This is a genomic window from Aeromonas sp. 3P (assembly GCF_051919745.1).
GTDB lineage: Bacteria > Pseudomonadota > Gammaproteobacteria > Enterobacterales > Aeromonadaceae > Aeromonas > Aeromonas veronii.
Window position 1 is genome coordinate 442,007 of the sequence record NZ_JBQBED010000001.1, and the last position, 14,028, is coordinate 456,034.

Sequence of the window (14,028 nt, forward strand, 5' to 3'; positions counted from 1 at the left end):
GAAGTTGGGTCAATTCATATTCAAGGCACGTTTGGCGATGGCCAATGTGGGTGGCTGGCAGGTCAAGTAGAGGTTGCTGTTAAACTGCTGCAATATACGTTTGAGCTCGTTCATATCATCGGGATGGAGGGTTAAGGACCAGAGTGCTCTGGGCTGGCCATGATGGAGACCATTGGTATAGATAATGGTGCAATCTTCGATACGCAACTCTTTGCAGTGGGCCTCCATCTGCAGGCCCACATCCGGAAACCAGATATGCAGTGTGCCTGAAGAGATAAAGGTGAACTGGGCCGTGAGCGACCCTTTGCCAACGATCCTGAAGGTCTTTTCCACCACTGCCACTTGCATAACCGCTCCTCGGTATCTCGTTAATATTGATATCAATATCATCAATAATGACTGGATATGCAAGTGTGATAATAAGGCGCTGTTCAATCCGAATATGATTGCTTCCGGTATGTTACTTAGCTTTCGGCATCGGGTGTTCTCGTTGTTTCAGCAAGCAATTTCGTTTTTTGCTTCTCTGCTACGGGGTAAATATGTATGCCGCAGATGGCAAGGTGCCTGTTCTGAATCATCCATGTGAGCCAAAAATATTTCCTGAACCGATTGCCATCCAGAGAAGTACAACATTGCCGCGCCAACTTCTATGACACCCCAAACAAGCCATTCTGTGCTCTAAGAGCAGTCAATACAAATCAGGGGGATGTCACGTTGTTCGTTAGCTTTTGTGAACGTTATCTCTCACTTGTTGGTTCAGTCGGTCCAGCGGCTTTTGCTGGGCGCTCTCATGTCGTTCACTGTTGCTGGTGTGCAGGTATTTCGAAGTGGTGTCGATGCTGTCATGTCCGGCATCGGCCTGTACGTGGGAGAGCGGCCGCCCGTGCAGATTGATGTCATGGGTGATCCCGGTATGGCGGATCGCATGGGGAGAGAGTTCCCGCATTTCGGCTGCATCCTGGGCAAATCCATCCTGCTCTGCCAATTCTGCGCCTTTACCGATGATCACCATGATCAAATCCCGTAGCTGGCGAATGCCAAGGTTGGCGTTGAGTTCTCCCTGATCGCGACCATGTGCTGCCGCTTTATGGCGAACGAACAGTGGTGTCTGTTCATCCGGTGTCGGCAAGGGAGAGAGACCGAGGAAACGGCGGTAGCGTTCGAGTGCCGCCAGCAGCGCTTGGGATACCGCTACGGTACGCCGTTTGCCCCCTTTGCTTTGCGGAATAAAGTAGCCCCAGACGCCGGTTTTGCGATCCCGCCTGAACTGCCCCATCACAGGGGTAAAGCCCGGTCGGGCTGCAACCTCAGAGATCCGCAGATAGCAGGCGTACATCAGAATGGTGAGAAAACGGCTGCGCTCGTGTTGCTCCGGATGGTCGTTGGCAAGGGTGTCGGCGGCCTGCATCACGTATGACCACTGCAACTCGCTGAAGGCCTGCACCTGATCATCGGCTTCCAGCTGTTGCGGCCGTTTGACCCGCTGCAGCAGCAGAGCGGGATTCCTGTCCATGTACTCCTCCTGGATCAGAAACTGGAAGAAGGCCGACAAGATGGCGAGTTTGGTCTTCATCGCCTGCTCGCTCAGGCGATAGGGCAAGGTGCGGCCCAGCTCCCGTTTGCCCAAAAACGGACGCCATTGCGGATTGGGCAACCGCTCTCCCCACTCCTTGTCGAGGACAAATTGCGCTACGTTGCGGTAGGCGATCAACTCGTCAGGGGGGGACTGACAGTAGTCGAGATAGCGGATCATGATGCGGCGAGTGAGATCTTTCGGGCTGATGGCTGCCTCGCGAAAGCACCAGTGTAAAAAAGTGGTCAGTTCGCTGCGATAGGTTTTGTAGTTGTTTTCGCTGTTGCGCTGCTCCAGCAGCCAATCGACCGCCAGTTCGTAAACCAGCCCGGCATCGGGCACATCATTGAGGCTGAGGTTGGCAAGGTACTGATTGACCTGCGGATTGCCAGCTTCCAGATAGATAAGGCTGTCAAACAGCGGCATGGCTGGCGGCAAGGATAATGGTTGTTGAGTCATGGTGTTGCTTGTTGATGCTGAGATGAGTCGATATGAGCCTGTGAGCCGAGTTGATAGAAAAGTGCTCGTGATAGATGAATGCGGCTTCTATTGGGATTGGTACTGCCTATTGTTGTTGCTGATTAAGGTCACCGGGAGCGATCTGGATAACGTTCTCTCCACTGTTTGCTCATTATTTCCTCATAGATCTGGCTGGTGTCGCTCAGTGGTGCACGCTATTCAGTTATGCATTAGATATGCACCGTTGTTAAAAAATTCTCGGGGTAAATAGCCGTAAAAATGGTTTTAAATGCAAATAAAGTGAATGCAGTGAGCTGTTTATCCCGAAAAATAGCAGGTCTGTGCAATCAGGCCACCTGCTTTAGTGGCTTCTCCTTGCGCTTGGCTGCTGGGGCCTCTTCCTCTTTCGTGCCTGCCTGAACCTTGCCGCCGCGCAGCAGGGTTTGTAGCACATCGCGCTGCTCTGCCAGGTAGAATGCCAGACTCTCTTGCTGCTCTGGTGCCAGCTCGATCGGGGCGCCAGCCAACAGGGTCATCAACTCATCGGCCGTATCCAGCAGCTTGTCATAGGCATCGGCCTCTTTTTTGCTGGCAAAGGTCATTTTTTCCACTCCCCCACGAACAACCACATATTTGATCTCGACAGCCATGATGGCCTCCTCTTGGTGATGATGGATAGAGTATATGTATGGATATACAGTATTGCAAATAACCTCACCGGAAAAGAGTTCGCCGGGGTTTAGCGACAAAAGCCGCGCTGGATCAAGCTGTCTCAAAGTGCCATTTGACTTCCACGCCTGACTGGTCGGATCATGGCCTTATGACGATCGTACGACACCTGTTTATCCTACTGATGGTAGAGGTGCTGCTCCTCGGGAGTATCGCCCACCTGGTCGTGGGACTTCCTTGGTTGCTGACCTTGCTGTTTGTCGTGTTTGCCCTGCTTGGGTTGCGCTGTCTGGTGGTGCTCGGCAGCTGGCTGTTTACCCGCTTCTACCCCTCCCCGGCTATCGGCCCCGGGCGCCGGGTAAAGATGATGGCGCAGGAGATGCTGGCCTACCTCTACACCTTCACCTTGTTGCTACCATTCGAGCCTTTGTTGATGGCACCCGATCGGCTGCGTCCATGCCAGCGTCCCGTATTGCTGGTGCATGGTTACGGTTGCAGTCGCGGGATCTGGCGCACCCAGCGCGCCAGATTGGAAGCCGCAGGCCATGTGGTTGCCACCATTACCCTGATGCCACCATTTGGTCATATCGATGAGATGGTGCCGCTGCTGGCCACCCGGATTGACGATGTGCTGGCGCAGACCGGGGCTGACAAGCTGGTGCTGGTCGGTCACAGCATGGGGGGGCTGGTCTGCCGCGACTATCTGGCTCTCCATGGGGGTGACAAGGTCGTGCGCCTGATCACCCTGGCTACGCCTCATCAGGGGAGTCAGCTTGCCGCCCTAGGGCTTGGGGCCAATGCCCGCGAGATGGAGCCCGGTTCCGGCTGGTTGCAGCGTTTTGCCTCTGTGCCGCTTTGCGTGCCCGGCATCTCGGTGCGCACCAGTCACGACAATGTGGTGATGCCGCAGGAGCGGCAACGATTGGTGGGAATGGAAGATATCGAGTTGCCCGCCATTGGCCATCTCTCTTTGCTCTACTCCCGTCGCACGACTGATCTGCTGCTTGATCTGCTGTCCCGAGTCTGATTCTCCTTATTCGACCTTCAACTGTTATTCCAAATAAAACAGGGGCCTGATTGCTCAGGCCCCTGTTGATTTCTTTATCGTATCACCCGGTTAGAAGTGTATCCCCTTAATCAGGGTCGAGACGGCAACCTGATCGGCGGTGGCCTTGGATTTGTCGCCATCCTTGGGATCGGCAAAGGTGCGGAAGCTGGTATTCATGATCACCTGCGCAACACGAGGTGCCAGGGCATGCACCACCTGACCAAACACCCCGAGGCGTGTGGCCAGTCGCACATGCTTGTTGATGATGGTATCGCACACCAGATCGGCGGCCTCTTCCGGCGTCATCATAGGTACCTGCTCATAGACCTTGGTCGGCGCGACCATCGGCGTTTTCACCAGCGGCATATTGATGATGGAGAAGCTCACCCCTTTATCGGCAAACTCGGAGGCGGCGGTACGCACCCAGGCATCGAGGGCCGACTTGGAGGCAACATAGGCGGAGAAGCGCGGCGCATTGGTCAACACCCCGATGGAGGAGATGTTGATGATGTGCCCTTTTTTCTTCTCAATCATGGTGGGCAGTACCCCCATGATCACCTTGAGCGCACCGAAGTAGTTGAGCTGCATGGTGCGCTCCAGATCGTGGAAGCGATCGAAGGAGTCCTCGATGGAGCGGCGGATGGAGCGGCCGGCATTGTTGACCAGAATATCGACGCCGCCGTGATCGGCCACGATGCGAGCGGTGATCTCCTCGGCCTGCGCCAGATTGGAGAGATCCCCCTGATAGATCTCGATGGTCAGCCCCAGCTCTGCAAACTCGGCTTTAGTCTCGGCAATTTTCTGCTCGTCGCGAGCGATGGTAACGACGTTTGCCCCCGCCCCCGCCAGCTTGCGCGCGGTTGCACGGCCAATGCCGGAGGTGGCCCCGGTCACCAGCACCACCTTGCCCTCTACCCGACCACGCAGGGAGCGATCGATGAAGAGCTCCGGGTCGAGGTGACGCTCCCAGTAATCCCACAGCCGCCAGGCGTAGCTGTGCAGCGGCGGCACTTCGATGCCGGTCCCTTTCAGTACCCGCTGAGTTTCGCGACTGTCGAAACGGGTGGGGTAACTGATAAGGCGGAACACATCCTTGGGCAGACCCAGATCGGCGATGGCGGCATCGCGGATACGGCGCACCGGCGCCATGGTCATCAGCATGGCGGTCAGGTGGCGGGGAATGAAATTAAAGAGAGAGGCGTTGATGCGGATCGCAGGCTCTGGCGCATGGGCGGCGCGGGAGAAGGTGCTCAGCATATCGCCAACCCGCATCGGGTTGGGGTCGGTCAGGTGGAAGGTTTTGTTCTCCTCGCCCTCTTGATGGGCGATATGCACCATGGCATCGACCACAAAGTTGACCGGCACTATGTTGATGCGCCCGCCCTCAACACCGATGGCCGGCATCCAGGGCGGCAGCAGACGGCGCAGCTTCTGGATGGTCTTGAAGAAGTAGTAAGGGCCGTCGATCTTGTCCATCTCGCCGGTATTGGAGTCACCGACAACGATCCCCGGTCGGTAGACCCGCCACGGAATAGTGCACTCGTTTCGCACAATCCCTTCCGCTTCGTGCTTGGTCTGGAAGTAAGGCATGTCGAGGTGTTCGGCCTCATCGAACATGTCCTCGCGAAACAGACCGTCAAACAGGCCCGCTGCAGCGATGGAGCTGCAGTGGTGGAACTGCCCCGCCCCCAGCCGCTCGGCAAGTTGAACAGCCTGACGGGTCCCTTCGGTGTTGACCTGCTGCTGGATCCCGGCCTTGGCGTTCAGATCATAGATAGCAGCCAGATGGAAGAAGTGGTCTATCTTGCCGATCAACTGCTCCTGTATCTCGACCGATACCCCCAGCAGCGGTTGCGTCATGTCGCCAAAAACCGGGACTGCACGCGATTGATCCACATTCCAGAATGCAAATAACTCCGGCAATTTATCCTGATGAGAGGCGCGCATCAGAAAATAGACGATACAGTCGGGATGCTGTTGGAATAACTTTTTGATCAATCGACGCCCGATAAAACCACTACCGCCAGTAATGAAATAGTTCATAAAGAGAATCCTGCTACTGATTAGGGTGTTACTAGGTTGTTAGATATATCACGATTCATATGGGAATCCGCAATTTGATTGTCGGTTCGTGAGCAAACCCTAATTTCGGTGGTGTGCCTGTTCCGTTATTAGGTAGAACCCTCTATTTTTTGTCCCTAGACTGAAGTTGAAAAATCAGTAATGCCACAACCCGATTGCAGTTTCGTTGTCGCCATTACATTTATCTGTCGTTATTCAAGGAGAAGATCATGGCTAAGAAATTGAAAGCGCTGGCAGGGTCAGTGACCGACAACCAACTCACCTCCACCATAAAGGAGTCCACCCAGCAGATCTGGTTGGCGGGTCTGGGGGCTTATGCCAAAGCACAGGAAGAGGGTGGCAAGATCTTTGAAGCCCTGGTGCAGGAAGGGGAAGCATTGCAGGCCAAAACCCGTCAGAGCGCAGATGAGAAGATTGCCGCTGTGACCGACAAGACCGCCAATACCTGGGGCCGTCTGGAGCAGGTGTTTGAAGATCGCGTGGCCCGCGCTGTGGCCAGCCTCGGCATCCCGACCCGCAAGGATATCGATAAGCTCTCCAAGCGCATGGCCGAGCTGACCGACGTGGTCCAGCAACTGCTGGATGCGCAGGAAGAGGAAGCCCCTGCCGCTGAAGCCAAACCGGCTGCCGCCAAAAAGCCCGCTGCCCGCAAGCCTCCGGTAAAGAAGGCGCCGGTAGCCAAGGCTAAAGAGGCCGTGGTTGAGCAGGCCGCCGATCTCCTCTCCGCCGCCGAAGATGCGGTGAAAGAGGTGAAAGCCAAAGCAGAGAGCGTCCTGCCCTGATCCCTCGCGGTGACGGAAGGTGATTGATACCGGCCCATGCCCTGCGCTGGGCCGGTCTTGTCATGATGAATGTCATGGATAGGGAGGCGACGCTATGAGTACCATCGCAATTGCCCTTGCTGGCGGCGGGCCGCTCGGCGGCATCTACGAGATCGGTGCCTGCGCAGCCCTCTCTGACAGCATCAACGGCCTGCGCCTTGACCATGCCGATATCTATGTTGGCGTCAGTTCGGGGGCCGTGGTGGCGTCGGCGCTGGCCAACGGCATCTCGCCGGCTAAGCTGGTGCGGATCCTGCTCAGCGATGATTCGGGGGAGATGTTTGACCCGGCCACCTTGCTGCGACCCGCCTTTCGTGAATATGCCGACCGCCTGACCTCGATCCCGCCGCTGGCGTGGCAGAGTCTGACTTACTATCTGGCGGCGCCCTGGAAGCGCAGCCTGTTTGAATCGCTGCAGGGGCTCTCCAAGGCCATTCCGACCGGACTGTTCGACAACCGCGGGGTAGATCGCACCCTGACCCAGTTTTTTTCTCGTCCCGGCCGCAGCAACGATTTCCGCCAGCTGCGCAGCAGACTGTTTGTGGTCGCTACCGAACTCGACACCGGCCACCCGGTCGCCTTCGGCAGCCCGGGGCTCGATGACGTGCCCATCTCGGCGGCAGTGCAGGCGTCGGCAGCTCTGCCCGGCCTCTTTCCCCCTTCATTGATTAACGGTCGTTACTATGTGGACGGGGCGCTGATCAAGACTCTGCACGCTTCGGTAGCGCTGGAAGAGGGGGCGGATCTGGTGTTCTGCATCAATCCGCTGGTGCCCTATGATGCGGACATGGCCGACGGCACCCCGACCAATCTGGTGGACAGCGGTCTGCCGGTGGTGCTGGCCCAGACTTTTCGCGCCATCATCCACTCCCGCATGCATGTGGGGATGGATCGCTACAAGCACCAATATCCCGACGCCGACGCCCTGCTGTTTGAGCCCTCTTCTGCCGATGGCGAGATGTTCTTCACCAATGTGTTCAGTTACCGGGATCGTCGCCGCCTCTGCGAGCACGCTTACCAGCATACCCGCCGCGATCTCTGGCTGCGTCGTGACGAGCTGGCGCCGGTGCTTGCCAAGCATGGCCTCGAGCTCAATCTGGCCGCGCTGGCCGATGAAGATCGCACCCTGCTGGCCCCCGGCATTGGCTCGGTCGCCGCCCTCGACAAGTCGCTGGAGCAGTTGCAGCACTGGCTTGCCAAACGCTATCGCCACGGCGTGCGCCGTTCATCACCAAAGGAGTAGCATGGATCGCAAACCCAAGCGCCGTACCCGGGAGCGGATCCTGACCACTGCCCTCGCCTGCTTCAATCGACAAGGGGAACCCAGCGTCACCACCTCGGCCATTGCGGCCGAGATGGAGATCAGCCAGGGCAATCTCTACTACCACTTCCACAACAAGGAGGAGATCGTCAACGCCCTGTTCTGCGAATTTGAACAGCAGATGGATCGCCTGCTGGAGGCGGTCAGCACCCCGTCCGATGAGCCCGAAGATATCTGGCTCTTTCTCCACCTGATGTTTGAAGCCATCTGGCAGTACCGTTTCCTTTACTACGATATCGCGACCCTGATGAGTGGTTATCATCAGGTGGAACAGCGCTTTTCCGCCCTGCTGCGCCGCAAGGAGCAGACCGCCATCGCCATTTGCAACCATCTGCAAACGGTCGGGCTGATGGAGGGCACGACGCAACAGATGCGCACGCTGGCGGCCAATGTGGCGCTGGTTGGCACATTCTGGATCTCTTACCAGCGGGCACTGCACCCCAAGGCGGACGCCGATATCGCCCTCGGCGTCTTTCAGGTGATGCAACTGGTCGCACCCTATTTGCGGGCCGATGCCCGCGCTCATCTGGGCGCCCTCGCCCACCACTACACCGACAAGGTTTGATTCACATGCTACAGGGAGAACAAGCATGACCACTTCACAACTCGAATTTGTCCCCTTCCCCTACGCGGATGCGGCCTATGAGTATGCCGGCCAGAAGCTGGCGGACAACTGGGATCGTCTCCATCAGGGGGATGCCGAACCCTGGCCCGAGGATGAACAGGTACAGGATGCCTGGCGGGCCTATCATGCCGGGGATTTTGCCCAGGCAGTTGCCCTTGGCGAAGCGGCCGGTGAGGCAGGCCTCAATGTGGCGAACAAAGCGCTGGTGATCCATGCCAGCTATCTGCTGGAGGACAAGTATGCCAAGCGAGCCGCCTTCGAGCGGGCGGCCAGCCATGCCGAGAAGCTGCAAAAGCGTCAGCCCAAGAACGCCAATGCCTGGTATTTCCACGCTCTGGCCCTCGGGCGCTACAGCCAGGTGATCTCCATCTCCAAAGCTCTCTCTCAGGGCATTGGTGACAAGATCAAGGCAAGCCTGGAGAAGGCACTGGAGATCGAACCCGACCACGCGGAAGCCCATATCGCCTTTGGCGCCTGGCACGCAGAGATCGTCGACAAGTTGGGGGCCATGATCGGCGGTCTCACCTATGGCGCCAAGAAGGAGGAGTCCGAGCGTCACTTCAAGGAGGCGCTGGCACTGATCCCCGACTCGGCTATCGCCCGCATGGAGTACGCCAACGCTCAGGTAATGCTGCACGGCAAGAGCCGCCTGAAAGCGGCCGAAGCCCTCTATGCTGAAGCGGCCGAGTGCGAACCCATGGATGCGATGGAGCGCCTCGATGTGGAGGCGGCGCGGGAAGAGCTGGAGGATTAACCGCCACTCTTGCCACGGATAGACAGCAAAACAAGAGGCCAACCCGCGGGTTGGCCTCTTTATGATGGGGGCAGACCGGCTGGCTACGCTGTCACTGGTCGCTCAAATGCTCGCTCAACCGAGCAGCGCATCCAGCCCGTTGGGGTCAAACAGCAGTTCCGGCTCCATCAGCACCAGCAACAGCAGTTGTTCGAACTCCACCGCAAACCGCTCGACCACCCGATCCGGATCCGGTACCAGCTTCTTGTCGGTGATAAGGCCCAGCTGCACCTTGTGATCGTAAGAGAGGATGGATACGCCGACGCCGATATCCCCCGATTGCGGCACCCAGAACAGCGGCTGACGCAGTCTTGCGCCGGCCAGATAGAGGGTCTGCTGCGGGCCGGGCACGTTGGTGATCACTGCACTGGCCTTGGCCGTGAGCAGCTCGACGGCCTGCTGCTGCACCGCATTGGGGGCCATGCCAAGGGCATGTAACAGGTTGAGCACCACCACGGGTTGCAGCGAGGTGCGCAACGCCTGCATCCGGTCGCGCACGGTATAGAGCCGCTGCAACGGGTGTTCAACATCCAGTGGCAAGTCCAGGGCCACCAGCCCGAAGCGGTTGCCAAGTGCCCCCTCATCATCTGGTGCACGCATATTGACTGGCACCAGGGCGCGGATCTTGACCTTGTTGGCATCATCCCCCTTCCCCTGCAGGTAGTGGCGAAACGCCCCTGCGGTGGCGGCGATCAGCAGATCGTTGACCGAGCAGCCCAGTACCTTGCCCACGGCCTTGATATCCGGCAGATCAATTTGTTCCGACCAGGCCACCCGCTTGGTGCTGGTGGTCTTGCCCCGCAGGCGGCAGGGGGAGTCATCACCGAGGGTAGCGATATTGCACAGCTCGCTCGCCACATCCCGCCCGGTCTTGAGGTAATCCACCGCCTTGGTGGGATGGGTGACCACTTCGACATATTTGGACCAGAGGCTACCGGTCAGTTTGAGACCGGCCCGCACCAGACGGCTGCCCTGGTGGCAATCCTCCTCATCCTCGTCATCGCTGTCATCCAGTGGCTCCGGTGACGGTGGTCGCGGCTCCCCTTCCGGGGTGTTATCCATCATGGTCAGCATGGCCCGCACCAGCGAGAAGCCATCGCCCATAGCGTGGTGAATGCGCACCACCAGCGCTTGCCCACCCAGCGACGTGTCGGTCAGGTGCATATCCCACAGGGGGCGCTGGTGGTTGAGCGGCGTCGAGGCGAGATCGGCCACCAGCTTCTCCAGCTCCAGCTTGCCTGCTTCACCCGGCAGGATCACTCGCTTGAGGTGCTGATCGAGATCGAAATCGGGATCATGGCGCCAGTAGTAGGAGCCCCCCTCCAGCACGGCCCGCTGGTGGAAGCGGGGTTGCACCGAAATGGTATGGCGCAATCCGGCCCGCAGACGCGTTTCATCAAGCTCTCCTTCAAACATCAGGACACCGATGATCTGCATCAGGTTGTTGGGTCTGTCCATGCGTAACCAGGCGGTATCGACGCAGGAGATAAATTCACTCAGTGGCATGGTTGTTTCCCTACAAAATGAACTTACCGAGGCGGCAAATTGCTTCTGCCCTCATATCCGGATGAAGGCTTGATGCAATCAGAATGACATTAATGAGTGCCGACTCGAAATATGAAATAAAGATGAAAGATTACTTACAAAATAGAATCGAGACCTCGCTGGATAATAAATATGACAAACCATATGGCTTGCAAACTTATTTCAAACAGCCATCGTTTACAGCTGATTTATTTAAAAGCAGTGCAACGAAGAGTTTCAAACACGTTTGGGGCAAGGTAAGCGATTGTCGACATAATCGAGGATCTCTTGCTCCAGTACGCTGCGTACCGGCAACAGCATCAAACCAAGATGCACTTCCAGTTCCAGGTTCTCATCGTCCAGGGTGAGAGTGCCATGTACCCCTGAGCCGCGAAAGTGTAGCTCGGTCTCTTCTTCATCTGCCCATTCGCAATCGAGTTGATAGCTCTCGCTCATGTCCGCAGCGATGGCTTCGGCCGCGAGCCGTGCGGCGGCCAATCCCAGCGGATGCTGACGGCTGATCTGGATGGTAGAGAGTGCGCTGCTGCCAGCGAGCGAGTTGAAGAACATGGTCGTTACTCTGGGTCATAAGTTAGTTATTGATATTAAACACATGTTCACAACAAATGAAAGGATGGTTCACATAAATGGGACTCACTTAACAGAGTCGAGAGGGATGCAGGCCATCAGCGGGGCATGGCATTTATTCCCTCCCCCGTGCGCGCTACACTTGTCACGGAACGGTCAGCAAAAGCTGCTTTTTTTTCATTCACTTGTATCTTCGTATCACCGAATCCCCATCAATGGGCCCAAGGCCAGAGAGCTGTAGATGACGCATCAAGAACATGCCCACGACGACGATAGCACCCTGGGTCGGCTCTACCGCCAGCTCAAGCGGGTTGCAGCCTTGCGCGAGCAGATGCGTGCCCACCCGGAAGATCAGCAGGATCGGGATCGGCTACGCCAGTGGCAGGCCGACCGGTTGGGGCGAACCCATCGTGATCTGCTGGAGAGTGACCGCTATGGCCCTGCCGCCGAGTTTTTCCTGACCGATCTCTATGGCCCCGGGGATTGCGCCCGCCGCGATGCGGACGTGATGCGGGTGATGCCGACCGCCGAGCGACTGTTGCCGGAGTCCGGCCTCAAGGTGCTGGCGCAGGCGATCGAGCTTGATGCCCTCTCCGAAGAGCTGGATTACCTGATGGTGGTGGCGCTGCGGCGCATTGATGGCATTGATCCCATCACGCCGGACCACTACACCATCGCCTATCGTGCCGTGGGTGAACAGGCGCGCCGGGAACATCAGATTGCGCTGGTGAGCGAGCTTGGCATGACGCTGGATAGGCTAGCGAGAAAACCGCTGCTGGGGGCAACCCTCAAGCTGGTGTCAGGGCCCGCCCATCTGGCGGGGCTTGGCGAGCTCTTCTCCTTTGTCGAGCGCGGCTATCAGGTGTGTCATCAGATGGGGCGTGCCAACGAGTTTCTCGAGACCATCGCCAGTCGTGAGACGGCCATCATGACGGCGCTCTTTAACGGCGACAGCAGTGCGCTGGGGTAAGGCTTATCGAGGGATAAGCCGCCAGAATAACAAAGCGGGCCGATGAGCCCGCTTTTCGTTTATCACTGTTTGCCGATATGTTGGCCAATGCAAGAGCGATCAGATCACCAGCAGATCCATAAAGGCGTGCACCGGGGTGGCGGCAAGGCGCGGCCCATCCTGACAGAGGGCCAGAATGTCGCTGACCCGTTTGGCCGGGAAGCGGGTGGCCAGATTGTGCTGGAATTTATCCACCAGCAGCGGGATCCCCTCCTCCCGACGGCGACGATGGCCGACCGGATACTCCACTTCCACCTTGGCGGTGTGAGTGCCGTCCTTGAAGAAGATCTGGATGGCGTTTGCGATGGAACGCTTGTCTGCCTCCAGATACTCGCGGCTGTAACGCTTGTCCTCCTGCACCGCCATCTTGCTACGCAGCGCGTCGATGCGGGGATCGGCGGCAACATCGTCCTCATAATCCTCGGCGATCAGGCGACCGAAGATGAGAGGCACCGCCACCATGTACTGCAGGCAGTGATCCCGATCGGCCGGGTTGTTGAGGGCACCGACCTTGCTGATGATACGAATGGCCGACTCATGGGTGGTGAGCTCGATACGGTCGATCTCCTCCAGCCGTCCCTTCACCTGCCCATGCAGCTTCATGGCGCACTCCACAGCAGTCTGGGCGTGGAACTCGGCGGGATAGGAGATCTTGAACAGCACGTTCTCCATCACATAGCTGCCGTATCCCTGATGCAGGGCGAACTGATTGCCCTTGAACAGCACATCGTAGAAACCCCACTTGGGCGCGCTCAGTACGCCTGGATAGCCCATCTCGCCGCTCATGGTGATAAGGGCGAGGCGCACCGCGCGCGAGGTTGCATCCCCCGCCGCCCAGCTCTTGCGCGACCCTGCATTGGGGGCATGACGGTAGGTCCGCAGGCTCTGGCCATCGACCCAGGCTTGGGAGACCGCATCGATCACCTGATCGCGGGTTCCGCCAAGCATATGAGTCACCACTGCGGTGCTGGCGACCTTGACCAGTACCACGTGATCGAGACCGACCCGATTGAAGGAGTTCTCCAGCGCCAGCACCCCCTGAATTTCGTGGGCTTTGACCATGGCCACCAGCACATCGGCCATGGTGAGCGGCGCCTTGCCTTCGGCCACGCGAGTACGGGAGAGCCAGTCGGCAGTGGCCAGAATACCGCCCAGATTGTCGGAGGGGTGACCCCACTCGGCGGCCAGCCAGGTGTCGTTGTAATCGAGCCAGCGGATGATGGCACCGATGTCCCAGGCTGCCTTGACCGGGTCGAGGCAGAGCTGGGTGCCGGGCACCCGGGCACCGTGGGGCACGAGGGTGCCGGGGACGATGGGGCCAAGGTGCTTGGTGCACTCGGGGAAGCGCAGGGCCATGAGGCCACAGCCGAGCGTATCCATCAGGCAGTAACGGGCGGTGTCGATAGCCGCCTTGCTGGTAATGGGGTGGTTGCAGACATAATCGGCAATATCGACCAGCACCTGATCGGGGTCTGGTCTGTGGTTGACGTCGACGTTGGCGGACATCGTGACTTCC

Annotated in this window: 13 protein-coding genes; 6 read left to right on the forward strand and 7 right to left on the reverse strand. The window is 58.1% G+C overall.

The window, feature by feature from the left end:
• Window positions 1–9 precede the first annotated feature (9 nt).
• The 3 genes from ACTG19_RS01935 to ACTG19_RS01945 form a co-directional block, all read right to left on the reverse strand.
• Window positions 10–348, reverse strand: coding sequence for a hypothetical protein (locus ACTG19_RS01935; protein ID WP_201989439.1), 339 nt, complete (start codon window positions 346–348; stop codon window positions 10–12).
• Between the two features lie 373 nt (window positions 349–721).
• Entirely contained in the window at window positions 722–1,999 is a 1,278-nt protein-coding gene (locus ACTG19_RS01940; RefSeq protein ID WP_162628392.1) for a tyrosine-type recombinase/integrase, read from the reverse strand.
• A 380-nt stretch (window positions 2,000–2,379) separates the two neighbouring features.
• Window positions 2,380–2,682: a YebG family protein gene (locus ACTG19_RS01945; protein WP_005333111.1), complete on the reverse strand. Its 303-nt coding sequence runs from the start codon at window positions 2,680–2,682 to the stop codon at window positions 2,380–2,382.
• 170 nt (window positions 2,683–2,852) lie between these two features.
• Here ACTG19_RS01945 and ACTG19_RS01950 point away from each other — a divergent pair, with 170 nt between their 5' ends.
• The gene (locus ACTG19_RS01950; protein ID WP_113739548.1) at window positions 2,853–3,728 is read left to right on the forward strand and encodes an esterase/lipase family protein; all 876 of its coding nucleotides are present in this window, start codon (window positions 2,853–2,855) and stop codon (window positions 3,726–3,728) included.
• A 90-nt stretch (window positions 3,729–3,818) separates the two neighbouring features.
• Here ACTG19_RS01950 and ACTG19_RS01955 read toward each other — a convergent pair whose 3' ends face one another.
• Window positions 3,819–5,792, reverse strand: a complete 1,974-nt coding sequence (locus ACTG19_RS01955) for an SDR family oxidoreductase (protein WP_113739549.1) — start codon at window positions 5,790–5,792, stop codon at window positions 3,819–3,821.
• A 248-nt stretch (window positions 5,793–6,040) separates the two neighbouring features.
• Here ACTG19_RS01955 and ACTG19_RS01960 point away from each other — a divergent pair, with 248 nt between their 5' ends.
• From ACTG19_RS01960 to ACTG19_RS01975, 4 genes are all read left to right on the forward strand, one after another.
• The gene (locus tag ACTG19_RS01960) at window positions 6,041–6,613 is read left to right on the forward strand and encodes a phasin family protein (protein ID WP_005333118.1); all 573 of its coding nucleotides are present in this window, start codon (window positions 6,041–6,043) and stop codon (window positions 6,611–6,613) included.
• A 94-nt stretch (window positions 6,614–6,707) separates the two neighbouring features.
• On the forward strand, window positions 6,708–7,895 hold the full coding sequence (locus ACTG19_RS01965) for a patatin-like phospholipase family protein (protein WP_113739550.1): 1,188 nt from the start codon (window positions 6,708–6,710) through the stop codon (window positions 7,893–7,895).
• A gap of 1 nt (window position 7,896) precedes the next feature.
• On the forward strand, window positions 7,897–8,538 hold the full coding sequence (locus ACTG19_RS01970; RefSeq protein ID WP_021230121.1) for a TetR/AcrR family transcriptional regulator: 642 nt from the start codon (window positions 7,897–7,899) through the stop codon (window positions 8,536–8,538).
• Between the two features lie 25 nt (window positions 8,539–8,563).
• The gene (locus tag ACTG19_RS01975; protein ID WP_439988652.1) at window positions 8,564–9,352 is read left to right on the forward strand and encodes a hypothetical protein; all 789 of its coding nucleotides are present in this window, start codon (window positions 8,564–8,566) and stop codon (window positions 9,350–9,352) included.
• 114 nt (window positions 9,353–9,466) lie between these two features.
• Here ACTG19_RS01975 and ACTG19_RS01980 read toward each other — a convergent pair whose 3' ends face one another.
• Complete coding sequence (locus ACTG19_RS01980; protein ID WP_439988653.1) at window positions 9,467–10,897, reverse strand: wax ester/triacylglycerol synthase family O-acyltransferase; 1,431 nt, start codon at window positions 10,895–10,897, stop codon at window positions 9,467–9,469.
• Window positions 10,898–11,152: 255 nt separating this feature from the next.
• Window positions 11,153–11,485 (reverse strand): polyhydroxyalkanoic acid system family protein, encoded by a 333-nt coding sequence (locus tag ACTG19_RS01985; RefSeq protein ID WP_120414265.1) that lies wholly within the window; start codon window positions 11,483–11,485, stop codon window positions 11,153–11,155.
• Window positions 11,486–11,744: 259 nt separating this feature from the next.
• On the opposite strand from ACTG19_RS01985, the gene ACTG19_RS01990 reads away from it, so the two are divergent.
• Complete coding sequence (locus ACTG19_RS01990) at window positions 11,745–12,473, forward strand: FFLEELY motif protein (protein ID WP_021230124.1); 729 nt, start codon at window positions 11,745–11,747, stop codon at window positions 12,471–12,473.
• A gap of 99 nt (window positions 12,474–12,572) precedes the next feature.
• On the opposite strand, the gene ACTG19_RS01995 is transcribed toward ACTG19_RS01990, so the two are convergent.
• Window positions 12,573–14,018: a bifunctional 2-methylcitrate dehydratase/aconitate hydratase gene (locus ACTG19_RS01995; protein ID WP_439988654.1), complete on the reverse strand. Its 1,446-nt coding sequence runs from the start codon at window positions 14,016–14,018 to the stop codon at window positions 12,573–12,575.
• Between the last annotated feature and the right edge of the window lie 10 nt (window positions 14,019–14,028).

Coding starts and splice junctions, on each gene's coding strand:
- ACTG19_RS01935 (WP_201989439.1), bottom strand. CDS start 348: ATGCAAGTGGCAGTGGTGGAAAAGACCTTCAGGATCGTTGGCAAAGGG.
- ACTG19_RS01940 (WP_162628392.1), bottom strand. CDS start 1,999: ATGCCGCTGTTTGACAGCCTTATCTATCTGGAAGCTGGCAATCCGCAG.
- ACTG19_RS01945 (WP_005333111.1), bottom strand. CDS start 2,682: ATGGCTGTCGAGATCAAATATGTGGTTGTTCGTGGGGGAGTGGAAAAA.
- ACTG19_RS01950 (WP_113739548.1), top strand. CDS start 2,853: ATGACGATCGTACGACACCTGTTTATCCTACTGATGGTAGAGGTGCTG.
- ACTG19_RS01955 (WP_113739549.1), bottom strand. CDS start 5,792: ATGAACTATTTCATTACTGGCGGTAGTGGTTTTATCGGGCGTCGATTG.
- ACTG19_RS01960 (WP_005333118.1), top strand. CDS start 6,041: ATGGCTAAGAAATTGAAAGCGCTGGCAGGGTCAGTGACCGACAACCAA.
- ACTG19_RS01965 (WP_113739550.1), top strand. CDS start 6,708: ATGAGTACCATCGCAATTGCCCTTGCTGGCGGCGGGCCGCTCGGCGGC.
- ACTG19_RS01970 (WP_021230121.1), top strand. CDS start 7,897: ATGGATCGCAAACCCAAGCGCCGTACCCGGGAGCGGATCCTGACCACT.
- ACTG19_RS01975 (WP_439988652.1), top strand. CDS start 8,564: ATGACCACTTCACAACTCGAATTTGTCCCCTTCCCCTACGCGGATGCG.
- ACTG19_RS01980 (WP_439988653.1), bottom strand. CDS start 10,897: ATGCCACTGAGTGAATTTATCTCCTGCGTCGATACCGCCTGGTTACGC.
- ACTG19_RS01985 (WP_120414265.1), bottom strand. CDS start 11,485: ATGTTCTTCAACTCGCTCGCTGGCAGCAGCGCACTCTCTACCATCCAG.
- ACTG19_RS01990 (WP_021230124.1), top strand. CDS start 11,745: ATGACGCATCAAGAACATGCCCACGACGACGATAGCACCCTGGGTCGG.
- ACTG19_RS01995 (WP_439988654.1), bottom strand. CDS start 14,018: ATGTCCGCCAACGTCGACGTCAACCACAGACCAGACCCCGATCAGGTG.